Consider the following 22,164-nt stretch of genomic DNA (forward strand, 5'->3'; position numbering starts at 1 on the left):
GGGCCAGATGCGATCTTCGTCCCTCCACCCCGGCAAGTCTTCTCCATACTGCCCGTGTTGGGTCATTTCCAACATACAAGCGACTTCAGTCGCGATGCACCTGCCACCGGATCCGTCGTCGGGGATGCTGTCGGCCTTGGCGCTCCACTCTGTCCCGACTCATGCCTCCTCGGGGTCGAGCCGCCACCAGGCCGGCAGCAGCCGCTCCACCTCGCGGCGGCGAAAGCGATCGTCGATCAGGTGCACCACGCCGCGATCCGCCGGGGTACGGATCACCCGGCCGGCCGCCTGGACCACCTTCTGCACGCCGGGATACAGGTAGGCGTAGTCGTAGCCGCGGCCGAACAGCGCGGCCAGCCGCTCGCGCAGCTGCTCGGTGACCGGGTTGACCTGCGGCAGGCCCAGCGTGGCGACGAAGGCGCCGATCAGTCGCTCGCCGGGCAGGTCCACGCCCTCGGCGAAGGCCCCGCCGAGCACGGCGAAGCCGATGCCCTGCCCGCCCGCGACGAAGCGGTCGAGAAACGCCTGGCGGGCCGCCTCGTCCATGCGACGCTGCTGGCACCAGACCGGAATCTCGGGGTGGTGCTGCCGAAAGCGCTCGGTCACCTGCTCGAGATAGGCGTGGCTGCTGAAGAACGCCAGGTAGTTGCCCGGTCGGGCGCGGTACTGCTCGGCCATCAGCGTGGCGATGGGGGTGAGCGACGCCGGGCGATCGGCGTAGCGGGTCGAGATGTGCGCGCTGCGCCGCACCGTCAGCTGCGCCGCCGAAAAGGGGGACGGCACGGCCTGCCAGGGCGTGTCGGCGGGCAGCCCGAGCAGATCCCGGTAATAGGTGCTCGGCCCGAGCGTCGCCGAGAACAGCACCGTGGCATGGGCCGCGGCGAAGCGCTCGGCGAGGAACGCAGCCGGCAGCACATTGCGACAGCACAGCCGCGACAGGCGCGTGCCGCGCCGCCCCGGCCACTCGTGACAGTCGAACAGCGAGTGCGCGCCGAAGCGCTCGGTCAGGCGCACCAGCTGCAGGGCATCGAGCATGAAGGACAGCAGCGCCGGGTCGGGCATCGGCGTGCCGGCCGTCGGTGCCTGGGACAGATGGTCGGCGATCGCCTGCACGAGTCGCTGCAGGGCGCCCAGCCATTGCGTCGGCGGGCCGTCGAGCACCCGGTAGCCCGCGTCCGTCTCATCCTCCGCGTGCAGCGCCCGCCACTGCCGATCGAGCGCCTCCAGCGGGCGACGCAGCGCGCCCGGTGCGTGCCGCTTCAGGGCCAGCAGCTCGCCCCGGTCGAGCGCGGCGGTGTACATGCCGCGCCCGCGTTCGACCAGGTTGTGGGCCTCGTCGACCAGCACCGCGACGCGCCATTCCTGCTCGCGGGCCAGGGCGTGCAGCATGGCATGGGTGTCGAAGTAGTAGTTGTAGTCGCCGATGACCACGTCGCACCAGCGTGCCAGTTCCTGAGCCAGGTAGTAGGGGCAGACCTCATGCGCCAGGGCGATCTCGCGCACGCTCTCGCGGTCGAGCCGGGCCTGGTGTACCGCCGCCTCGCGCGCCGCGGGCAGCCGGTCGTAGAAGCCGCGGGCCAGCGGGCAGGCCTCCCCGTGGCAGGCCTTGTCGGGATGCTCGCAGGCCTTGTCGCGGGCCACCAGCTCGAGCACGCGCAGCGGCAGGGCCGACGCCGGTGCCTCATCGCCCGCGAGGGTGGCCAGGGCGTCCAGCGCCAGCCGCCGCCCCGGGGTCTTGGCGGTCAGGAAGAACACACGGTCGAGTTCGCGGCGCGGCAGTGCCTTGAGCGCGGGAAACAGCGTGCCCAGCGTCTTGCCGATGCCGGTCGGCGCCTCCAGCAGCAGCGCCCGCCCGGTGGCCGCCGCCTTGTAGGCGGCCTCCGCCAGTTCGCGCTGGCCGGGGCGAAAGGCGGCGTGGGGAAAGCCCAGCGCCTCGAGGGCCGCATCGCGCGCGACGCGATGCGCCGCCTCCTGCCGCGCCCAGGCCAGGAAACGCGCGCAGTGCTCGACGAAGAAGGCCTCCAGTTCGGCGGCGTCGCACGTGACCTCGAGCGCCGTCTCGCGCTGGGTGGCGATGTCGAGATAGACCAGCGCCAGCGTCAGCTCGGCATGGCCGCGCTCGCGGCACAGCAGCGCCCCGTAGAGCTTGACCTGCGCCCAGTGCAGCGCGCGCTGGTTGTCGGGCATCAGCGCCAGGTCGCCGCGATGGGTCTTGATCTCCTCGAGGCGTCGCCGCTCGGGATCGAAGCCGTCGGCGCGGCCGCGCACGACCAGCTCGCCGTGGCGACCCTCCAGCGGCAGTTCGCGCTGGTAGTCGGCGCCGCGCCGGGCGGTCACCAGGGCGTGCCCGGCCATGCCCTCCTGGGCCGAGGGCGCCGGGGTGAAGCGCCGGTCGAGATCGCCGCTGCGCGCGGTGAAGGCGCACAGGGTACGCACCGCGACGCACAGGGTCATGACGCCATGTCCCGCCAGCGCACGTGGCACACCGCCGCCGGCAGGTCGTGACGGGCGAAGAACTCGAGCCAGTGGCGCTGGTTGTCCTGCAGGCGGTCGCCCGGCCCCTTCACCTCGAGCATCCGGTAGCGCCGCTCGTCGGGCCAGAACTGGATCAGGTCCGGCAGGCCGGCGCGATGGGCCACCGGGTCCTGAAGCAGCCGCTCGAAGCACAGCCGCAGGTGCGCGGCCGGCAGGCAGGCCAGCGCCCGTTCGAGCAGGGTGTCGTCGAGCAGCGCCCAGTCGACGAAGGGCGATTGCAGCCCGATCTTGTCGCGATGCTGCCGTCGAATGGCGTCCCGATAGGTGCCGTCGTCGAGCCGGGCCAGGCAGGCCGCGAAGCGCTCCGCCCGCCGCGTGCGGAAGTCGCCCTGGCCGAGATCGGCCGGCCCGCGCTGGAAGGGGTGGAAGAAGGCCCCGGGCAGCGGCGCGAAGATCGCCTCCCAGCACAGCAGGCCGAACAGCCCGGGGATCAGGCCGTTCTCGACGTAGTGCACCGGCGCCTCCGGGGTGGCGAGATGCTCGCGCACCGCCCCTTCGACACGCCCGGACCCCGGCGCCAGCTCCAGCGTGTGGGTCACGACCGTCGGGGCCGTCGCCGCGGGCAGCGGCGCCCGCCCCAGCCGCCGGTGCAGGCGCGTCTGGATGCGCCGGGCCTGGCGACGCTCGACATCGCCCCTCGGGTCGGCGGCGATCGCCTCGGCCAGCGCCAGGGCCCGTTCATGGTGCTCGCTGCGCTCAAGCACCCGCAGCCGCCGACAGCGCGCCTCGGGGTGCGAGGACTCGGCATACAGCGCCTCGGCCTCGGCCAGCTCGCCGCCGCGCTCGGCCTCGCGCCCCAGCCGATAGAGCAGCTTGGCCCGGCGCGCCTCGAGCCAGGGCCGGGCCTGTCTCGGCGGCACCTCGGCACGCAGCGTCGCGACCGCCTCGCCGGCCTCGAGCCGCTCGCGACAGTGCTGCAGCTGCAGGTAGGTGTCGACGTCGGCCCGACCGGCGAAGGCCCGTGCCGATGCCGGGAAGGCCACCGTCTCGTAACGCGCCCGGCCCAGTTCGGCGAGCACGAAGGTCGACCAGTCCTGGCGCAGGTTGCCGAAGAACATCAGGCGCAGCCGCTCGCACAATGCATCGATGGTCAGCGTGTAGATCGCGCCGTCAGCGAGCCCCCAGTCGCGCGGCGAGCGCGGCTCGGCAAGGCGCTCGCTCAGCGCCGCGAGCCACTGCGCCTTGCGGGCGCGGCGCAGCCCGGCCGCGGCCAGCGGTTCGGCGAACAGCCGCGCCAGCTCCGCACGGGGCAGCAGCGTGAACAGCTCGTCCAGCGACAGCGCCGCATCGGCGCTCACCCAGCCCCGGGCCAGCAGCGGCGCGATGGCCGTCGTCACCGGGCCGACCTCGGCGTAGTCGAGGGTGGCGGGCCGAAAGTGGCGCCCCTTGCGCATCACCATGCGTACCAGCAGTGCCTGAGCGGGCACCGGCAAGTTCGGGAAACGGCTCAGGAAGTCACGCTCGGCGGCGTCGAACAGGTCGGCGTAGCGCCGTTCGAGCCAGTCCAGCACGAAGCGGAAGTTGTGCAGGTAGTAGAGCGGGTCGTCGAGGGTCGGACGGACCATGGCGCCCCCGGAAACTGGATGGGCATCCATGGTACGTCGCGCACGGGCCGGCGGCAATCGCCGTTGGCTCTGACGAGGGCGCCGGGAGCAGGTTGAAGAGGGGGTCCTACGCCATGGATGGCGTAGGTAGCGCCCATGGAGGGGTTCACAGCGCCCCCTCGCAGACCTGCCGACGGATCAGCCCGAGTCATGTGGCAGCCATCAGCCATAGCCCTGCCGGGACGTGCTCAGCGCAGCTCGGGATTCAGGGTATAGGTGCCGGTGACGGTGGCCTGGCCCAGGATATGGCCCTGCATCGCGCCCAGCGCCTCGTCGCCGGTGAACGTGCCTTTCATGTCCAGCGACTCGACGTCCAGCGCATAGACGGTGAAGTGATAGCGGTGGACGAGGGCGTCGTTCCACGGCGGGCAGGGGCCGTCGTAGCCGCCGTAGGTACCGCCCATGTCCGGGTCGCCGGCGAGAAAGTCGGTGAAGGTGTTGATGCCTTCCAGCCCCAGCGCGCTCCTGCCGGACTGCTTGCCCTTGGGTGTCACCCCGTCGGCGGCGGCGCCCTCCTCGATGCCGTGCGTGGAGGCCGGCACATTGACCAGCACCCAGTGGTAGAAGTCCACCCGCGGCATGTCGGCGGCGATGGTCTTGCCCTGCTGGTTGGCGTCCGACGCATCGCTGGGCACGTCGGGGTCGCAGACGATCACCGCGAAGCTTTTGGTGCCCTGGGGGATATCGGTCCAGTGCAGGGCCGGGTTGCGGTTGGGGCCCAGCGTCATCGGCTCGCCGTCGCCCGGCACGCCGAAGGCGAAGGTCTCGGGAATCGGCTGCTGATCCTCGATGCCCTGAACGGTCAGTTTCATCATCACCTCCGTGATTGCAGGAAGAGTTGCAGGAATGAACGCATATCAGCCTAGCCCAGACGGTCGGGGCTCGACCAGACGCCCGGCGGCGGAACAGTGCTAGGCTGAAGGCCTGTCCTTTCGATGCGGCGATGCGCGACACCATGAATCCCCCTGTTTCTCCCCTCACTCCCGCCGAGCTGGGCTTTCGCATGCCCGCCGAGTTCGCCCCGCACGACGCCTGCTGGATGCTCTGGCCGCAGCGCCCCGACAACTGGCGCTACGGCGCCAAGCCGGCCCAGGCCGCGTTCGTCGAGGTGGCCACGGCGATCGCCGAGAGCGAGACGGTGTTCGTCGGCGTCAACGACGACCAGTACGAGAACGCCCGCAACCGCCTGCCGGACCCCATTCGGGTGATCGAACTCTCCAGCAACGATGCCTGGATGCGCGACGTCGGGCCGACCTTCCTCACCCATCCGGACGGCCGCCTGGCGATGGTCGACTGGGAGTTCAACGCCTGGGGCGGGCTGGACGGCGGGCTCTACTTTCCGTGGGACAAGGACCGCCGCATTCGCCGCAAGATCGCCGAGATTCTCGGTATCCAGCGCTTCATCGCCCCGCTGGTGGTCGAGGGCGGAGCGATTCACGTCGACGGCGAGGGCACCCTGATCACCACCGAGGAGTGCCTGCTCAACCCCAATCGCAACCCCGGCCTCGACCGGGCCGAGATCGAGCGGCTGCTGCGTGCCTATCTGGGGGTCGAGACGATCCTCTGGCTGCCACGCGGCTGCTATCAGGACGAGACCGACGGCCATGTCGACAACCTGTGCTGCTTCGTCGCCCCCGGCGAGGTGGCGCTGACCTGGTGCGACGACGAGCGCGACCCGCAGCACGCCATCTCCCGCGAGGCGCTGGCGATCCTCGAGGCCGCCACCGATGCCCGCGGCCGTCGGCTTACCGTGCACCGTCTGCCGATGCCCGGCCCGCTGACCATCGCCGAAGCCGAGGCTGGCGGCGTCGACCGCCTGTCGAGCTCACGGCCGCGCCAGCCCGGCGATCGCCTGGCCGGCTCCTACGTCAACTTCTATATCGGCAACTCGGTGGTAGTGATGCCCCGGCTCGACCCGGCCCACGACGACGCGGCCCGGGCGATCCTCGAACGGCTGTTCCCGAGCCGCCGGGTAATCGGCATCGACGCCCGCGAGATCCTGCTCGGCGGCGGCAACATCCACTGCATCACCCAGCAGCAGCCCGCCGCTCCTCCCTGTCGACAATGAGACTCTCGTCGGTCTGCCCGCCGGCCACCGGCTGTGCGAGACTGGACGGCCCGGCTGGCCCTGCGACCGGGCCGCACAGGCAGTCCCATCGACAACACGCGACGAGCCAAGGACTTTCCTCATGCACCAGATCCCGCACTACCTCAACGGCAAGATCGTCACCGGACGCAGCGAACGCGTCGCCCCGGTCTACAACCCCGCCACCGGCGAGCAGAGCGCTCAGGTTTCCCTGGCGTCCGCCGACGAGGCCCGCGAGGCCGTGCGCATCGCCGACGCGGCGTTTGCCGAGTGGTCGAAGATGTCGCCGCTCAAGCGCGCCCGCGTCCTGTTCCGGTTCAAGGCGCTGGTCGAGCAGCATGCCGACGAGATCGCCACTCTGATCTCGCAGGAGCACGGCAAGGTCTTCTCCGACGCCAAGGGCGAACTGACACGCGGCCTGGAGGTTGTCGAATTCGCCTGCGGTATCCCGCACCTGCAGAAGGGCGAGCATTCGATGAACGTCGGCAGCGGCGTCGACAGCTTCTCGCTGATGCAGCCGCTGGGCGTGTGTGCGGGCATCTCACCGTTCAACTTCCCGGCCATGGTGCCGATGTGGATGTTCCCCATCGCGCTCGCCTGCGGCAACACCTTCGTCATGAAGCCCTCCGAAAAGAATCCGTCGACACCGCTGCGACTGGCCGAACTGCTCACCGAAGCGGGGCTGCCCGACGGCGTTTTCAATGTGGTCAACGGCGACAAGGAGGCGGTCGACGTGCTGCTCACCGACGACCGTGTCCAGGCGGTGAGCTTCGTCGGCTCCACGCCGATCGCCGAGGCCATCTACACCACCGCCTCGGCCCACGGCAAGCGCGTCCAGGCGCTGGGCGGCGCCAAGAACCACATGATGATCATGCCCGACGCCGATCTCGACCAGGCGGTGGATGCGCTGATGGGCGCCGCCTACGGCAGTGCCGGCGAGCGCTGCATGGCGATCTCGGTGGCCGTGCCGGTCGGCGAGCAGACCGCCGAGCGCCTGCGCGAGAAACTCGTCGAGAAGCTTGCGACCCTGCGCGTCGGCCCGGGGCTGGTCGACGGCCCGGACAACGACATGGGGCCACTGGTCACCCGCGAGCATCTGGAGAAGGTCCGCGGCTATATCCAGACCGGCGTGGACGAAGGCGCCGAACTGGTCATCGACGGCCGCGACACCGTGGTCGACAACGCGGGTAATGGCTTCTTCATCGGCGGCACCCTGTTCGATCACGTCAGGCCGGGCATGCGCATCCACAGCGAGGAGATCTTCGGCCCGGTGCTGGCGATCGCCCGCGCGGCGAGCTTCGACGAGGCGGTGGCGATGATCAACGCCCACGAGTTCGGCAACGGCACGGCAATCTTCACTCGCGACGGCGACGCCGCGCGCCAGTACTGCGAGCAGATCCAGGTGGGCATGGTCGGCGTCAACGTGCCGATCCCGGTGCCCATGGCCTTCCACAGCTTCGGCGGCTGGAAGCGCTCGCTGTTCGGCCCGCTGCACATGCACGGCCCCGACGGCGTGCGCTTCTACACCCGCATGAAGACCATCACCCAGCGCTGGCCGAGCGGCATCCGTGAGGAGACCAACCACTTCACCATGCCGACGCACTAAAACGGGCAACGCCGGCAGGGCCATGGAGCCGACATCAAGGCCGCCCCCGCCCCGTCGTGAACCATACTGGCAGGTGCACTCATCTTCGGGAGCCCTGCCATGTTCCGCTTCACCCTGCTCGCCTTCGTCGCCGGCTTTTTCGCCGTGCTCTGCTTTCACCAGCCGGCGGTGGGCCTGCTGCACGCCTACGGCGTGATCCCCTCCGCGCCCTACGGCACTGCGCCGGTGGCGCCTCTGGGCGTGCCGCAATGGTTTTCGGCCAGTTTCTGGGGTGGCGTCTGGGGGGTGGTCATGCTCGGCCTGTTCACACGCTGGCGCGTCGAAAACGGCCTGTGGTGGAAGTGCGGCCTGTTTGGCGCCATCGTGCTGACGCTGGTCGCCCTGCTGGTGGTCTTCCCCCTCAAGGGCCGTGGCTTCATGCCGGCGGTCCTGCCGATCGGCTTCATCGTCAACGGCGCCTGGGGGCTGGGCATGTGGGTCTTTACCCGCCATCTCGTCGCCCGCCGGGAGGCGGCGTGATGGGCCGCCGGCAGAACGGCGGGAATGTGCCCGGCATAGGGGCCGGGCACACGGCCGGTCAGCCGCTGTCGCGGGGGTTGATCCGGCGGTTGACCACATCCGGCGCGCGCCGGTAGCGGTCGGCTTCGGCGAGTTCGTCTGCCTCGAAGACATCCGCCCCCACCGGCGTCTCGCCGTGGCGGCGATAGAGGTTGGTGAGCATCGCCTTGCGATCGCCGCGCAGCTCCTTGATCAGCACGAATATCATCCCGTAGATGATGAAGGTGAACGGCAACGCCGAGAGCACCGAGGCCGACTGCAGCCCCTTGAGCCCACCGGCGATCAGCAGTGTCAGGCAGATCGCGGCGATCAGCACGCCCCAGCTGATGCGCTTGTAGAGCGGCGGATTAATCGAGCCGCCGTCGGTCATCTGGGCGACGATGTAGGTCGCCGAGTCCGCCGAGGTGACCAGGAAGATGAAGATCAGCAGCAGCGCGACGATCGACAGCCCGGCGGTAAACGGCATCAGATCGAACATCTGGAACAGTGCCGAGGTGATGTTGTCGTCGGTGGCCGCGGCCAGACCGACATCGCCGGTGAGTTCCATGTTAAGCGCCGCGCCGCCGAACACGCCGATCCACAGGCAGGCCAGCAGCGGCGGCATGATCAGCACCCCGAACACGTACTCCTTGATGGTGCGCCCGCGCGAGATGCGCGCCACGAAGGTGCCCACGAACGGCGACCAGGCGATCACCCAGGCCCAGTAGAACACCGTCCAGTTGCGGGCCCATCCGCTGCCCTCGAAGGGCGAGGTACGCAGGCTCATGCCGATGAAGTGCTGCAGGTAGTCGCCGATGCCCAGGGTGATGGTCTTGAGAATCGCCAGCGTCGGGCCGGTGACCAGCACGTAGACCATCAGCGCGAAGCACAGCACCAGGTTGATGTTGGACAGCCGCTTGATGCCCTTGTCGAGCCCGCCCCAGGCCGAGGCCATGTAGCAGACGAACATCGCCCCCATGATGCTGAACTTCCAGAAGGCGCTCTCCTCGACGCCGAACACCGCCTTGAGCCCGCCGTTGATCTGCAGCACGGCCAGGCCGATCGAGGTGGCCACGCCCATGATCGTCGCCACCACCGCGAAGACATCCAGCGCCGGCCCCAGCTTGCGCATCCCGGGCCGCTTGGCGGTCACCGACGACAGCACCGACGACACCAGCCCGGCCTGCCCCTTGCGGAACTGGAAGTAGGCGATGATCAACCCGACGATGGAAAACGCCGCCCACTGATGGATGCCCCAGTCGAAGAAGCTGTACTGGATGGCATAACGCGCCGCCTGGGCGGTTTCCGGCTCGCGATCGCCGAAGGGCGGATGCAGGAAGTGCGTCATCGGCTCGGCCATGCCGTAGAACACCAGCCCCACGCCGAAGCCGGCGGCCAGCAGCATGGCCACCCAGGAGAAGAAGCTGTACGAGGGCTTGGAGTCCTGCGGCCCCAGGCGAATCTTGCCGTACTTGCTCAGCGCCAGCGCGATCAGGAAGATCACGAAGCCGAACACCGAGAACAGATAGAACCAGCCGAAATAGCGGCCGATAGCATCGAGCGCCGTATTGGCGGTGGCACCGAACCGGTCGGGGAAGGCCGCCCCCGTGCCGACCAGCACCATGATGATAAGGGCAGACGCGAGAAACACGCGCTGCCGTCCCAGATTGGCCATGATGCCTCCTCGTCCTGAGAATTCGCAGTCAATCGCCGATGCGATCACGCTGACTGCCGTGGCTTCCGCTTCCGTCGCGCACCACGGCAGGCCGGTGCCGACACTACCGACGGCGTTCCGACCTGTCACTATCAAGGTCGTTCAGATCATCGACTTGCGCCACCGCTCGGCCGTATCAGCCCGTATCGCCGCTTAAGCAACCGTTAAGGCCCTGCCGTCAGGCTACCCTCGAGCTTCCTTCTCGAGGGTGACGTCATGCACGACTCCAACCGCCCCGCGGGGCCGGGCCCACGATCCTCGCCATGGGTCTGGCGCGAGGCCACCGAGGCCGAGCACCCGGCCCTGCAGGCGTTCATCGCCGCGGGGTACGCCCGGGAGCACGGTGCCCGGCTGCTGCACTTCCAGCCACGCCTGTTCGGGCTCTGGCAGGATGGCGTACTGCAGGCCGCCCTGGGCGTGGGTCGCGCCGGCGATCATCCCCTGTTTCTCGAGCACTACCTGAACATGCCCGCCGAGCAGCGGCTGGCCGAGGTGCTGGCCGCGCCCATCGATCGCTCGCGGCTGATCGAAGTCGGCAACCTGGCCGCCCGGCGCCGCGGCCTGCTGCGCCCGCTGATCATCCACCTGATCGAGACCCTGGTCGCCGAAGGCAGGCAGTGGCTGGTGTTCACCGCCACCCGACAGGTCCGCAACGCCTTTCTTCGGCTGGGGCTGGAGGCCTGGCCTCTGGCCGAGGCCGACCCGGCCCGGCTGGGCACGGAACGGGCCGACTGGGGCCGTTACTACGCCAATGCGCCGCTGGTGATGGGCGGTGACATGGTCCGCGCCTGGCACCATCTGCAGGCCCGTCGCGCCGCTGAAACCGCGCCCTTGTTCTCCCTTTCCCCCCATCAACGCACGTGCGCTCATGGCGACGCCTCACTGCCGGGCTGCGCCCATGTCTGAACGCTTCCATCGCCACCTGGCGGACCTGGCCCGCGCCCGCCCGACGACCATCGCGCTCGAGGACGACCGGCAACGGCTGAGCTACGCCGCGCTGGTCGCCGAGATCGACACCCGCGTCGCGCGCCTGCAGGCCGCCGATGCCGGGCGTGTCGGCCTGGCCCTGGACAACGGCATCGACTGGGCGCTGTGGGACCTGGCGCTGCTGGTCGCCGGCCGGGTCAACGTGCCCCTGCCGGGCTTCTTCTCGCCCGCCCAGCTCGCCCACGTCACCCGGCAGGCCGGGCTCGACGCCCTGATCGGCCCGCCCGACCTCGGCGAGGCGCTGGGCTTCACCCCCGGCACCGATCCGGCGCTGGCCCGGCGCCGGGTCGACACGCCCCCCGAGCTGCCCGACGGCACCGCCAAGATCACCTTCACCTCGGGCACCAGCGGCACGCCCAGGGGCGTGTGCCTGGACGCCGAGGCCCCGCTGCGGGTCGCCGAGAGCCTGGCCGCGATCGCCGCCGAGTGCCGCGTGCAGCGCCACCTGGCCCTGCTGCCGCTGCCCACCCTGCTGGAGAACGTCGGCGGGCTCTACGCCCCGCTGTGGATGGGGGCGACCAGCGTGCTGCCGGGGCTGGCCGCACTCGGCTGGCAGGGCGCCAGCGGGTTCGACGTCACGGCCGCGCGGCGCCGGCTCGAGCATCACCGGCCGCACAGCCTGATCCTGGTGCCGCAGCTGCTCGAGGCGCTGCTCGCCGACCCCGGCGGCCCGGCGCGCTTCCCCGGGCGCTTTCTCGCCGTGGGCGGCGCCCGGGTCTCGCCGCACCTGCTGGAGCGTGCGCGAGCCGCGGGCTGGCCGGTCTTCGAGGGCTACGGGCTCTCCGAATGCGCCTCGGTGGTCAGCGTCAACCGCCCCGGCGACGACAAGCCCGGCAGCGTGGGCCGCCCCCTGCCCCATGTCCGCGTCACCCTCGCCGCGGATGGCGAAATCCGGGTCGCCGGCAACCTGATGCTCGGCTATCTGGGCGACGAGTCGCCGATGCCGACGGCCTGGCCCACCGGCGACCTGGGCCGCCGGGAGGCCGGCCGCCTGATCCTCGAGGGACGACGCAAGCAGCTGTTCATCACCGCCTACGGCCGCAACGTCGACCCGGCCTGGGTCGAGGCCGAACTCACCGCCGAGCCGGCGATCGCCCAGGCCTGGGTGCACGGCGAGGCACTGCCCGCCAACCGCGCCCTGCTGGTGCCGGCCCACGACGCCATCGACGACGCCCGACTCGCGGCCGCCGTGGCCGCCGCCAATGCCCGGCTGCCGGACTACGCCCGCGTCACCCACTGGCGGCGCGGCGCCCCCTTCACCCCGGCCGAGGGGCTTTGCACCGCCAACGGGCGGCTGCGTCGCGACGCGCTGGCGGCGCGATACCGCGAGTGGCTCGACGCCCCGCTCGAGGCCCGGGCGGCCCCGTTACCGACCGAACGACCGACCGAACCGGAGAACACACCATGAGCGCCTATCAGGAACTCGAGCAGGCGACCCAGGCCGAACGCGACTGGCTGCTCGCCACGCCGGTCATCCAGCGCGCCCTCGAAGGGCGCATCGACCGCGCCACCTATCTGGCCTTCCTTACCCAGGCCTATCACCACGTCAGCCACACGGTGCCGCTGATGATGGCCTGCGGCGCCCGCCTGCCCGCCCACCACGAGTGGCTGCGCGGAGCGCTGGTCGAATACATCGCGGAGGAGCACGGCCACCAGCAGTGGATTCTCGACGACATCCGCGCCGCCGGCGGCGACCCGCAACAGGCCGCGGCCGGCCGCCCCGCCCCGGCCACCGAGCTGATGGTCCGCCATGTGCGCGACGTGATCGCCCACGACAACCCGGTGGGCTTCTTCGGCATGGTCTTCGTGCTCGAGGGCACCAGCACCGCGCTGGCCACCCGGGCCGCCGGGGCGATCCGCGAGGGGCTCGGCCTGCCACCGGAAGCCTTTCGCTACCTGGCCTCCCACGGCGAGCTCGACGTCGGCCACCTGGCCTTCTTCCAGGGGCTGATCGACCGACTCGATGCCACCGACCTGGCCGCCGTGATCGACACCGCACGCATGGTCTACCGCCTCTACGGTGCCATGTTCCGCGGCCTCGACCACCCCGCCGACGCCACCGAGGAGCTCGCGCATGCACTGGTCTGAACGTCGCATCCTGCTCACCGGTGCCACCGGCGGCATCGGCCGCGCCCTGGCCGAGACCCTGCGCGACGCCGGTGCCTACCTGCTGCTGGTCGGCCGCAACACCGGCGTGCTCGAGGCCATGGCCGCCCAGGCCCCGGAACGCAGCGACTGGTTCGCCGCCGACCTGGGCCGTGCCGAGGAGCGCCAGGCGCTGGTCGGATTCGCCCGCGAACAGGGCATCGACACGCTGATCAACGCCGCCGGCGTCAATCACTTCGGCCTGTTCACCCATCAGCCGCCGGAAAGCGTCGAGACGCTCATCGCGCTCAACGTCACCGCCACGCTGCTGCTCACCCAGGCCCTGCTGCCGGTGCTGCATGCCGCCGACGAGGCCTGGATCGTCAACCTCGGCTCGACCTTCGGCGCCATCGGCTACCCGGGCTATGCCAGCTACTGCGCGAGCAAGGCCGCGCTGCGGGGCTTCTCCCAGGCCCTGCGCCGCGAGCTGGCCGATACCGCCATCCACGTGCACTACATCGCGCCACGCGCCACGCGCACGGCGATGAACGACCCCGCCGTGGACGCCATGAACGCCGAGCTGGGCAACGCCGTGGACGCCCCGGAAGCCGTCGCCCGCGCCGTGCTCGAGAGCGTCGAGCGCGGCGCCACGGACCGTCACCTGGGCTGGCCCGAGCGCCTGTTCGTGCCGCTCAACGCCCTGCTGCCCGGCGTGGTCGACCGCGCCCTGCGGCGTCAGCTGGCCACCATCCAACGCTTCGCCGGCCGCGCCTGAGCGCGGCGAGACTCCCGGAGACCGATCATGTCAGCCACCTCCCGCCTCTCCCGTCATGCCCGCCGCCTGGCGGCGATCGCCGGCCTGACCGGCCTCGCCCTGACCCTCTCGCCCGGCGCCTGGGCGATGAGCGACGCCGTCGCCGGCGGCGTCCACGAGCTGCAGAGCCGCTGGGCACGAATCCAGTACCGCACGCCGGCGGACAAGCGCGTCGACGGCTTCGACCAGCTCTACCGACGCGCCGAGACGCTGATCGATCAGCACCCCGACGCCGCCGAGCTGTACATCTGGGCCGGGATCATTCGCAGCAGCGAGGCCGGTGCCAAGGGCGGGCTGGGGGCACTGTCGCTGGTCAAGGAGGCCAGGGGGGATCTGGAGAAGGCGCTGTCGCTGGACGGCACGGCGCTCGACGGCTCGGCCTACACCAGCCTCGGCGCCCTCTACTATCAGGTGCCCGGCTGGCCGATCGGCTTCGGCGACGACGACAAGGCCCGGGCGATGCTGCAGAAGGGGCTGTCGCTCAACCCCCACGGCATCGACCCGCTCTACTTCTGGGGCGACTACCAGCATGACCAGGGCCACGATGCCAAGGCCCGCGAGGCCCTGGAGAAGGCCCTGAAGGCCGCGCCGCGCCCGGGCCGCGAGGTGGCCGACCAGGGGCGGCGCCAGCAGATCCACGAACTGCTCGGCAAGCTGGACTGACCTCTCCTGCGGCGAGGCAGGACTATTGCAGATAGCTGAAACATGACCGGGCTGAGCCGGCGGCAGGCCTCGTCAAAGCCAATGGCGATTGCCTTGGGCGGCGAGGCCGGGGCTTGTGTTGCCGGCCCCGCGCCCCCAGAGTGGAGCAATATTGAGCCGACTAACGACTCACCCGATCGCTCCACCGAGGTTCCGCATGTCCCGACTCGCTTCCACCCCGCTGTCCGTGCTCGACCTGGCGCCGATCCGCCAGAATGCCAGCATCGCCGAGACCTTCGCCGCCAGTGTTGACCTGGCCCGCCAGGTCGAGGCGCTGGGCTTCACTCGCTACTGGCTGGCCGAGCATCACAACATGGACGGCATCGCCAGTGCCGCGACCAGCGTGCTGATCGGCCACATCGCCGGTGCCACCTCGCGGATTCGCGTCGGTGCCGGCGGCATCATGCTGCCCAATCACCCGCCGCTGGTGATCGCCGAGCAGTTCGGCACCCTCGAGACCCTCTACCCCGGACGCATTGACCTGGGCCTGGGCCGCGCCCCGGGCTCCGACGGCGCGACCATGGCGGCGCTGCGCCGCGACCCCTACGCCGGCGTCAACGACTTCCCCGACCGCCTCGAGGAGCTGCGTGGCTACCTCGACGACCCGGCCCCGAATCAGCGCATCCGGGCGGTCCCCGGCCAGGGCACCCACGTGCCCCTCTGGCTTCTCGGTTCGAGCGGCTTCAGCGCCCAGCTGGCCGCCCGGCTGGGCCTGCCCTTCGCCTTCGCCTCGCACTTCGCCCCCGGCTACCTGCTCGAGGCGCTGCAGCTGTATCGCAGCCAGTTCCAGCCCTCGGCGGTGCTCGACGCGCCCTACGCCATGGTCGGCCTGCCGCTGATCGCCGCCGACAATGACGCCCACGCCGCGTATCTGGCGACCACGGCCCAGCAGAAGTTTCTCAACCTGATTCGCGGGCGCAGCCTGCGCTCGGCCCCGCCGGTGGAGAGCCTCGACTGGACGCCCCGCGAGCGGGCCGCGGTGATGCAGAACCTGGGCGCCGCCGTGGTGGGCGGCCCGGAGAGCGTCCGCCAGGGGCTGGACACGATTCTGGAGCAGACGCAGGCCGATGAGCTGATGCTGGTCACCGATGTCTACGACCCCGAGGATCGGCAACGCTCCTTCGAGATCGTCGGCGAGCTGCGTCGGTAACCCGCAAAGCGCCGGCCCTGGCGGGGCCGGCGATGCCATCATTCAGCCCTCGAGGCGCTCGGCGATCAGGCCTTCGAGCTTGCGCTGGTCATCGGCGAAGCGGCGGATACCCTCGGCCAGCTTGTCGTTGGCCATGGCGTCCTGGTTGTGGCCCCAGCGGAACTGTGCCTCGGTGAGCGGCGTCAGGCGCTCGGTCCTGTCGCCGATATCGCTGACCTTGCGCTCGACCTCGCCGTCGCTCGAGGCCAGTTCCTCGAGCAGCGCCGGAGAAATGGTCAGGCGGTTGCAGCCGGCCAGCGCCAGTACCTGCCCCGTGTTGCGGAAGCTCGCGCCCATCACCACGGTGGCGTAGCCATAGCGGCTGGCGGTGTCGCACACGCCGCGCACGAAACGCACACCGGGGTCGGTCTCCGGCGTGTAGTCCTCGCCGGTCTCCTTCTTGTACCAGTCGGTGACCCGGCCGACGAACGGCGAGATCAGGTACACGCCGGCGTCGAAGCAGGCCTGCGCCTGAGCTTCCGAGAACAGCAGGGTCAAATTGCACTGGATCCCTTCCTTCTCGAGCACCTCGGCGGCGCGGATACCTTCCCAGGTCGAGGCCAGCTTGATCAGGATGCGCTCGCGGCCCACGCCGTGACGCTCGTAGAGCTCGATCAGCCGGTGCGCCTTGGCGATGCTCGCTTCGCGATCGAAGGACAGCCGCGCCGGTACCTCGGTGGAGACGCGACCGGGCACGATGCCGGCGATCTCGCTGCCGATCGCCACCGACAGCCGGTCCACGGCCTGCTCGATGCGCGTCTCGGCATCGGCGACTTCCTGCTTCACCTGCGCCAGCGTCTCGTCGATCAGCGCCTGATGGCCGGGCAGATCGAAGGCCTTGAGAATCAGCGACGGGTTGGTGGTGGCATCATGGGGCTGATAACGGCGAATGGCCTCCAGATCACCGGTATCGGCAACCACCAGGGAGAGACGTTTCAGCGCGTCGAGTTGGTTCATGGCTTGTCGTCCTGACTGTCGTTCAATGAATTCATCCGCGATCACGGCGCCACGGCATGGTGCCTCTGCAGCGCCTGCCGGTAGCGGTGATAGAGCCCATCATATCGTGCCTGGGCCTCGGCTTGGGGATACGTTCGCGTCTGCGCGTCGAGACTCACCAGCCGCTCGCAGAGTGTGGCCAGCGACTCGCCCGAGCCGCGCGCGGCGGACTCGCACCAGGCGGCCTGGATCGCCGCGCCCAGCGCCGCAGCCTCGGTGAGCGTCGGGCAGATCACTTCCACGCCCAGCACGTCGGCGACGATCTGCCGCCATACAGCACTCTTTGCGCCGCCACCGACCAGCCGCACCTGGCTGGCCTCTGCGGCCAGCGGGCCGAGCAGCTCGAGGCCGTAGCGCATGCCGAAGGTGGCGCCCTCGACCACTGCCCGGCACAGGTTGGCGGCGGTGGTGTTGAGGCTGGTCATCCCCAGGAAGCTGGCGGTAGCGTGCGGCAGGGCCGGTACCCGTTCCCCGTTGAAGAACGGCAGCACCATGACCCCGTCGGCCCCCACCGGCGCCGCGGCCACCTTCTCGCCGAAGGCGGCGACGTCGAGACCGAACAGCTCGCGCACCCGCGTGGTCGCCGAGGTCACGTTCATGGTGCACACCAGCGGCAGCCAGCCGCCACTGCTGGCGCAGAAGTTGGCGACCAGGCCGTCGTCGTCGATCACCGGCGCCTCGGCGTAGGCGCATACCGTCCCCGAGGTGCCCAGGCTCAGCGTCACCAGCCCGGGGGCGATATTGCCGGTACCGATCGCCGCCATCATGTTGTCGCCGCCGCCGCTGGCGACCAGCACGTCGTCGGCGAGCCCCAGCTCTCGGGCCACCGAGGGACGCACCCGGCCCACCGCCTCATGGGACTCGACCAGCCGCGGCAGCACATGCTCGGGGTCGAGTTCCGGCGCGATGGCCGCGAACACGTCGTGGCGCCAGCAACGTGCCCGGGTATCGAAGTACCCGGTGCCCGAGGCGTCGCCGCATTCGGTGACCCGCTCGCCGGTGAGCCAGAAGTTGAGGTAGTCGTGGGGCAGCAGCAGCGCATCGATACGCCGATAGGCCTCGGGATGCTGCTCGCGCAGCCAGGCCACCTTTGAAGCGGTATAGCCGGTCTGCAGCAGCAGGCCCAGCCTGTCGATGCAGCCCCGGGGCCCGCCCAGCGCCTCGATCAACGCCTCGTTGTGCAACGCCGTCTCGGTATCGCACCACAGCTTGGCCGGGTACACCGGCTCGCCCTCGGCGTCCAGCGCGACCATGCCATGCTGCTGGCCGGAGACGCCGATGGCGCGAATGGCCCGGGCGTCGATATTCGCCGCGGCCACCGCCTCGGCGAAGGCGCCGCGCAGCGCCTCGAGCCAGTCGTCGACGGTCTGCTCGCGACGCCCGCCCTCGCCCTCGATCAGCCGGTGGGCACGGCTGCCCTCGCCGACGATGGTGCCTCGCTCGACGTCGACGATCACCACCTTGGTGCTCTGGGTACCGCAATCCACGCCAACATACATGCCTACTCTCCCACGGTTTTGCTCATTCTTCAGCAACATAGCGCCTGATGGCGGCACGAACGCCCTGGGCGTCGATGATATCGAGCCACTTGGCAAAAGCGCCCAGGAATGGCCGCGACTCGGCCAGATCGTTGAAAACCTCGCGGATCGCCAGAAAGGCGCGAGGCTCGCGAACGGATTCCCGTGCCCCCGCCATCAGGCGTGCCGACAGGGGGTCGGAGAGCGCCGCTACCCCTGTCGACCCGCCGGCCACCCGGCAATAACAACACCAGAGTGCCAGCTCGAGCGCCAGCCCGCCGACGGGGAAACCACGGCCCAGCGCATCTCTGATCGCGGGCAGGATGAACTTCGGCTGCCGCGTCGAACCGTTGGCACACAGCCGCGACACGGTATCGCCAATCTCGGCGTTGCCGAAGCGCTCGACGATCCGCGCCAGGTACGCCGGGTAGGCGACACCCTCGATTTCCTCCAGGGCGGGCATGATCTCCCGCTGCTGCAGCGCGAGCAGCCAGTCGCGAATGTCCGGGTCGGCCATGGCGCGATGCACGTGCTGGTACCCCAGCAGGGCCGACGCATAGGCGATGCTGGCATGGCCCGCGTTGAGGATTCGCAACTTCATCGTCTCGTAGGCCGCCACGTCGTCGACGAACTCGACGCCCACCCTCTCCAGCGGCGGACGACCGGCACAGAATCGGTCCTCGACCACCCACTGCCGGAAGGGCTCGCACACCACCGGAGCGGCATCCTCGATGCCGAAACGACGGCTGACCAGTTCACGCTCGCGGGCGGTGGTGGGGGGCGTGATGCAGTCGACCATCGAGTTGGGGAAGGTCGCCTCCCGCCGGATCCAGCCGGCCAGGTCATCGTCGATGAGCTCGGCCAGGCCGACGACCGTCCGGCGCGTCACGTCACCATTGCCGGGGAGGTTGTCGCAGGACAGCACGGTAAAGGGGGGCAGGCCCTTCGCCCGACGCTCGGCCAGCGCCTTGACCATCATGCCGAAGACGGTCCGGGGACGCGCCGGGGCGGCCGCGTCGGCCCGGATTCGGGGATGGTTGGCATCGAATCGGCCGGTGGCCGCATCGAGAAAGTAGCCCCCTTCGGTGATGGTCAGGGAGACGATACGCACACGCGGGTCGGCCAGTGCCTCGACGATGGCCGTCGACACGACGGGAACGAAGTCGACCATGGCGCCCACCACCCGGGCGGACACCGCCCCCGGCCCGAGATCGACCACGGTGGAGAGCCAGTCCTGCTGGCGCAAGCGCCTGCGCATCCGGACATCCGCCGGCATCACCCCGGAGCCGACGATCGCCCAGTCATGGGCTTCGCCCTGGGCGAAGAGGCGATCCAGGTAGGTCGCCATGTGCGAACGGTGAAAGTTGCCCAGCCCGACATGGAGGATCCCCGGACGCAGCCCGCGACGATCATAGGCCGGCACCGCCACCCGGTGCCGGACAGCGGCCAGCGACTTCTGCGTCAGTGCCTCACCCACTCACTTCTCCCGGTCCTTTCAGGCTGGCGCCCCTTGCAAGCCCCGTCGACCGATACACTTTAGCATCGCCTTGCCTTCCCGTGATGATGCCCCCGGCCCGGGCGCCGCTCCCGGGAGCGGGCCTGCGATCAGCCCAGCCGCTCGGCGAGGCATGCCTCCAGGGTGGCCCGCGCGCCCTTGGCGTGCAGGCTCGCCAAAACCTCGAGATAGGCCGCGCGGAAGCGCTCGTCGTCGGCCAGGTCGCCGAACAGCCGGCGGTTCTCGATGAAGGCCGCGGGCGCCTCGCGATTGCGCCCGGCCAGCGCCATCAGTTCATCCCTGAGCCGGTCGACCACCTCGATCGGCTCGCCCTGCTCGTCGACGCCCTCGGCGTAGCGCGCCCAGCTCGCCACCACCGCAGCGCTGCGATGGAACTCGCCGCCGCGCGCGAGCTGCTCGCGGATCACCGGCAGCAGCCACTTGGGAATCCGGTCGGAACTCTCGGCGCACAGCCGCGCCAGGGTGTCGCGGATCTCGGGGTTGGCGAAGCGCTCGATCAGCGTCTGGCGGTAGGCGTCAAGATCGACGCCCGGCACCGGCGCGAGGGTGGGCGTGGCCTCGCGGGTCATGTAGTCGAGCAGGAACTGGACGAACAGCGGGTCCCGGCAGACCTCGTGGGCGTAACGGTAACCGGCCAGATAGCCGAAGTAGGCCAGCGCCTGGTGACTGGCGTTGAGCAGGCGCAGCTTCATCAGCTCGTAGGGAATCACGTCGTCGACCATCTGCACGCCGACCCGCTCGAGCGGCGGGCGGCCCTGCGGGAAATGATCCTCGAGCACCCACTGGGTGAACGGCTCGCAGACCACCGGCCAGCGGTCGTCGACACCGAAGCGTTCACTCAGCGCGGCGATGTCGTCGGCCGTGGTCACCGGGGTGATGCGATCGACCATGGCGTTGGGGAAACTCACCTCGGCCTCGAGCCAGGCGCCCAGTTCGGGGTCGAGTGCCCGGGCATGGGCGGTGAACATCTTGCGGGCAACGTCGCCGTTGCCCTGGATGTTGTCGCAGGACATCACCGTGAACGGTGCGATGCCGCGCTCGCGACGCCGGCGCAGGGCGGCGACCACCAGCCCGAACGGCGTGTGCGGGGTGTCGGGCTCGGCGAGATCGTGGGCGACGTCGGGCTGGCTCAGATCGTAGTCGCCGGTGACGTGATGGAAGTTGTAGCCGCCCTCGGTGACGGTCAGCGAGACGATGCGCGTCGCCGGGTCGGCCATGCGCTCGATCACCGCCTCGCGGTCGTCGGGCGCGTAGAGATAATCGACGATCGAGCCGATCACCCGCGGCTCGTAACGGCCGTCGGGGTGCTTGACCACCAGGGTATAAAGGTAATCCTGCGCGGCCAGGGCATCGCGCATGCGCGTGTCGCCGGGCATCACGCCGACGCCGACGATGCCCCAGTCGAGCGCCTCGCCGCGATTCATCAGTTCGTCCAGGTACATCGCCTGGTGGGCGCGGTGGAAGCCGCCCACGCCGAAGTGGACGATGCCCGGCGTCACCCGACGCCGGTCGTAGGCGGGCACGGCCACCTGCGGATCGAGACGATCCAGGGCGGCATTGCTGAGAGTGGGCATGAGAGGCACTCCTTGCCGCAAGCGGCAATCGAGAATGAGTGAACAGGGGCCGAGGCGGGCGCTGTCGGCGGCCGCCCTAGCTCCAGCGACGGTCGGGCTCTATCGACTCGGCCTTGATCAGCCGCGCATTGAGCATGTCCTTTTGACAGGCCTTGGCGAAGGCGGCCTGGCGATCCTGGCCCATATCCAGCCAACGCTGGATCAGGCGCGCCTCGAGCACCTCGTCGGCCACGTCCAGAAACAGCGTCATATCGAACAGCGGATGCAGCTCGCGCCAGGGGTCGCGCTCGAGCAGCAGGTAGTTGCCCTCGACGATGACGATGCGGTGCTCGAGGGTGATCAAGCGTCCGCCGGCACGCGCCAGGTCGAGGGGACGATCGAACACCGGCACGGCGACACGCTTGTCCGCGCGCCGGATACGCATCAGGTCCTGATGCAGGCCGTCGACATCGAAGGTCTCCGGCGCGCCCTTGATGGACACCATGTCCTGGCGTTCCAGCACCGCATTGTCGAAGTGATAGCCATCCATGGGCACCACCGCGGCGATGCCTGACCGTCGCTCGTTGATCTCGCGGCACAGCCACTCCGAGAGAAGCGACTTGCCAGCGGCGGGCGGCCCGGCCAGCGCAACGATGAAGCGTTCGCTGTCGGCGGCCATGTCGAGCAGATGCGCCGCCATGTCTTGGATATTCGGATTCATTG

18 protein-coding genes are annotated in these 22,164 nt (G+C 69.9%); 9 read left to right on the forward strand and 9 right to left on the reverse strand.

The genetic code is table 11. The features are described 5' to 3' along the window. Positions 1–159: 159 nt before the first annotated feature. The 3 genes from ACTCB7_RS15830 to ACTCB7_RS15840 form a co-directional block, all read right to left on the reverse strand. The gene (locus tag ACTCB7_RS15830) at positions 160–2,454 is read right to left on the reverse strand and encodes an ATP-dependent DNA helicase (RefSeq protein WP_163650424.1); all 2,295 of its coding nucleotides are present in this window, start codon (positions 2,452–2,454) and stop codon (positions 160–162) included. Next, positions 2,451–4,100, reverse strand: a complete 1,650-nt coding sequence (locus tag ACTCB7_RS15835) for a VRR-NUC domain-containing protein (protein ID WP_463007453.1) — start codon at positions 4,098–4,100, stop codon at positions 2,451–2,453. The genes ACTCB7_RS15830 and ACTCB7_RS15835 overlap by 4 nt, the downstream gene beginning before the upstream one ends. A 227-nt stretch (positions 4,101–4,327) precedes the next feature. Further along, the gene (locus ACTCB7_RS15840) at positions 4,328–4,951 is read right to left on the reverse strand and encodes a YbhB/YbcL family Raf kinase inhibitor-like protein (RefSeq protein WP_224416493.1); all 624 of its coding nucleotides are present in this window, start codon (positions 4,949–4,951) and stop codon (positions 4,328–4,330) included. Between the two features lie 143 nt (positions 4,952–5,094). Here ACTCB7_RS15840 and aguA point away from each other — a divergent pair, with 143 nt between their 5' ends. The 3 genes from aguA (at position 5,095) to ACTCB7_RS15855 (ending at position 8,350) form a co-directional block, all read left to right on the forward strand. After that, positions 5,095–6,207 carry an agmatine deiminase gene (gene aguA, locus ACTCB7_RS15845; protein ID WP_463007454.1) on the forward strand — a complete coding sequence of 371 codons (1,113 nt, stop codon included), beginning with the start codon at positions 5,095–5,097 and terminating at the stop codon, positions 6,205–6,207. A gap of 121 nt (positions 6,208–6,328) precedes the next feature. After that, positions 6,329–7,831 carry a CoA-acylating methylmalonate-semialdehyde dehydrogenase gene (locus ACTCB7_RS15850; RefSeq protein ID WP_224416491.1) on the forward strand — a complete coding sequence of 501 codons (1,503 nt, stop codon included), beginning with the start codon at positions 6,329–6,331 and terminating at the stop codon, positions 7,829–7,831. 99 nt (positions 7,832–7,930) lie between these two features. Further along, a complete protein-coding gene (locus ACTCB7_RS15855) occupies positions 7,931–8,350 on the forward strand; it encodes a hypothetical protein (RefSeq protein WP_224416490.1) in 420 nt (139 codons plus the stop codon). 58 nt (positions 8,351–8,408) lie between these two features. Here ACTCB7_RS15855 and ACTCB7_RS15860 read toward each other — a convergent pair whose 3' ends face one another. Then, on the reverse strand, positions 8,409–10,043 hold the full coding sequence (locus ACTCB7_RS15860) for a BCCT family transporter (protein WP_463007455.1): 1,635 nt from the start codon (positions 10,041–10,043) through the stop codon (positions 8,409–8,411). Between the two features lie 255 nt (positions 10,044–10,298). On the opposite strand from ACTCB7_RS15860, the gene ACTCB7_RS15865 reads away from it, so the two are divergent. The 6 genes from ACTCB7_RS15865 (at position 10,299) to ACTCB7_RS15890 (ending at position 15,820) form a co-directional block, all read left to right on the forward strand. After that, the gene (locus ACTCB7_RS15865) at positions 10,299–10,988 is read left to right on the forward strand and encodes a thermostable hemolysin (protein WP_463007456.1); all 690 of its coding nucleotides are present in this window, start codon (positions 10,299–10,301) and stop codon (positions 10,986–10,988) included. Continuing rightward, positions 10,981–12,477, forward strand: a complete 1,497-nt coding sequence (locus ACTCB7_RS15870; RefSeq protein WP_463007457.1) for an AMP-binding protein — start codon at positions 10,981–10,983, stop codon at positions 12,475–12,477. Before ACTCB7_RS15865 ends, ACTCB7_RS15870 begins: the two co-directional genes overlap by 8 nt. Then, positions 12,474–13,157 carry a TenA family transcriptional regulator gene (locus ACTCB7_RS15875; protein WP_463007458.1) on the forward strand — a complete coding sequence of 228 codons (684 nt, stop codon included), beginning with the start codon at positions 12,474–12,476 and terminating at the stop codon, positions 13,155–13,157. Before ACTCB7_RS15870 ends, ACTCB7_RS15875 begins: the two co-directional genes overlap by 4 nt. Next, positions 13,144–13,929 carry an SDR family oxidoreductase gene (locus ACTCB7_RS15880; protein ID WP_463007459.1) on the forward strand — a complete coding sequence of 262 codons (786 nt, stop codon included), beginning with the start codon at positions 13,144–13,146 and terminating at the stop codon, positions 13,927–13,929. Before ACTCB7_RS15875 ends, ACTCB7_RS15880 begins: the two co-directional genes overlap by 14 nt. 27 nt (positions 13,930–13,956) lie before the next feature. Next, positions 13,957–14,631: a tetratricopeptide repeat protein gene (locus ACTCB7_RS15885; RefSeq protein ID WP_463007460.1), complete on the forward strand. Its 675-nt coding sequence runs from the start codon at positions 13,957–13,959 to the stop codon at positions 14,629–14,631. A gap of 196 nt (positions 14,632–14,827) precedes the next feature. Continuing rightward, positions 14,828–15,820: an LLM class flavin-dependent oxidoreductase gene (locus ACTCB7_RS15890; RefSeq protein ID WP_463007461.1), complete on the forward strand. Its 993-nt coding sequence runs from the start codon at positions 14,828–14,830 to the stop codon at positions 15,818–15,820. A 42-nt stretch (positions 15,821–15,862) separates the two neighbouring features. Here ACTCB7_RS15890 and tal read toward each other — a convergent pair whose 3' ends face one another. The 5 genes from tal to ACTCB7_RS15915 all read right to left on the reverse strand — a co-directional run bounded on the left by tal (position 15,863) and on the right by ACTCB7_RS15915 (position 22,162). Next, positions 15,863–16,816, reverse strand: a complete 954-nt coding sequence (tal, locus tag ACTCB7_RS15895; protein ID WP_463007462.1) for a transaldolase — start codon at positions 16,814–16,816, stop codon at positions 15,863–15,865. Between the two features lie 41 nt (positions 16,817–16,857). Further along, positions 16,858–18,354 carry a xylulokinase gene (gene xylB / locus ACTCB7_RS15900; RefSeq protein WP_463007463.1) on the reverse strand — a complete coding sequence of 499 codons (1,497 nt, stop codon included), beginning with the start codon at positions 18,352–18,354 and terminating at the stop codon, positions 16,858–16,860. A 22-nt stretch (positions 18,355–18,376) separates the two neighbouring features. Continuing rightward, entirely contained in the window at positions 18,377–19,849 is a 1,473-nt protein-coding gene (locus ACTCB7_RS15905; protein ID WP_463007464.1) for a mannitol dehydrogenase family protein, read from the reverse strand. A 128-nt stretch (positions 19,850–19,977) separates the two neighbouring features. Next, positions 19,978–21,462, reverse strand: coding sequence for a mannitol dehydrogenase family protein (locus ACTCB7_RS15910; protein WP_463007465.1), 1,485 nt, complete (start codon positions 21,460–21,462; stop codon positions 19,978–19,980). A 76-nt stretch (positions 21,463–21,538) separates the two neighbouring features. After that, complete coding sequence (locus ACTCB7_RS15915; RefSeq protein WP_463007466.1) at positions 21,539–22,162, reverse strand: nucleoside triphosphate hydrolase; 624 nt, start codon at positions 22,160–22,162, stop codon at positions 21,539–21,541. Positions 22,163–22,164 lie beyond the last annotated feature (2 nt).

Source organism: Modicisalibacter sp., from assembly GCF_055145905.1.

Bases quoted from the DNA above. Each gene is read 5' to 3' on its own strand.
- aguA (WP_463007454.1), top strand. From the start codon at position 5,095: ATGAATCCCCCTGTTTCTCCCCTCACTCCCGCCGAGCTGGGCTTTCGC.
- ACTCB7_RS15890 (WP_463007461.1), top strand. From the start codon at position 14,828: ATGTCCCGACTCGCTTCCACCCCGCTGTCCGTGCTCGACCTGGCGCCG.
- ACTCB7_RS15855 (WP_224416490.1), top strand. From the start codon at position 7,931: ATGTTCCGCTTCACCCTGCTCGCCTTCGTCGCCGGCTTTTTCGCCGTG.
- ACTCB7_RS15865 (WP_463007456.1), top strand. From the start codon at position 10,299: ATGCACGACTCCAACCGCCCCGCGGGGCCGGGCCCACGATCCTCGCCA.
- ACTCB7_RS15915 (WP_463007466.1), bottom strand. From the start codon at position 22,162: ATGAATCCGAATATCCAAGACATGGCGGCGCATCTGCTCGACATGGCC.
- tal (WP_463007462.1), bottom strand. From the start codon at position 16,816: ATGAACCAACTCGACGCGCTGAAACGTCTCTCCCTGGTGGTTGCCGAT.
- ACTCB7_RS15910 (WP_463007465.1), bottom strand. From the start codon at position 21,462: ATGCCCACTCTCAGCAATGCCGCCCTGGATCGTCTCGATCCGCAGGTG.
- ACTCB7_RS15880 (WP_463007459.1), top strand. From the start codon at position 13,144: ATGCACTGGTCTGAACGTCGCATCCTGCTCACCGGTGCCACCGGCGGC.
- ACTCB7_RS15840 (WP_224416493.1), bottom strand. From the start codon at position 4,951: ATGAAACTGACCGTTCAGGGCATCGAGGATCAGCAGCCGATTCCCGAG.
- ACTCB7_RS15885 (WP_463007460.1), top strand. From the start codon at position 13,957: ATGTCAGCCACCTCCCGCCTCTCCCGTCATGCCCGCCGCCTGGCGGCG.
- ACTCB7_RS15830 (WP_163650424.1), bottom strand. From the start codon at position 2,454: ATGACCCTGTGCGTCGCGGTGCGTACCCTGTGCGCCTTCACCGCGCGC.
- ACTCB7_RS15875 (WP_463007458.1), top strand. From the start codon at position 12,474: ATGAGCGCCTATCAGGAACTCGAGCAGGCGACCCAGGCCGAACGCGAC.
- ACTCB7_RS15850 (WP_224416491.1), top strand. From the start codon at position 6,329: ATGCACCAGATCCCGCACTACCTCAACGGCAAGATCGTCACCGGACGC.
- ACTCB7_RS15860 (WP_463007455.1), bottom strand. From the start codon at position 10,043: ATGGCCAATCTGGGACGGCAGCGCGTGTTTCTCGCGTCTGCCCTTATC.
- ACTCB7_RS15870 (WP_463007457.1), top strand. From the start codon at position 10,981: ATGTCTGAACGCTTCCATCGCCACCTGGCGGACCTGGCCCGCGCCCGC.
- xylB (WP_463007463.1), bottom strand. From the start codon at position 18,354: ATGTATGTTGGCGTGGATTGCGGTACCCAGAGCACCAAGGTGGTGATC.
- ACTCB7_RS15835 (WP_463007453.1), bottom strand. From the start codon at position 4,100: ATGGTCCGTCCGACCCTCGACGACCCGCTCTACTACCTGCACAACTTC.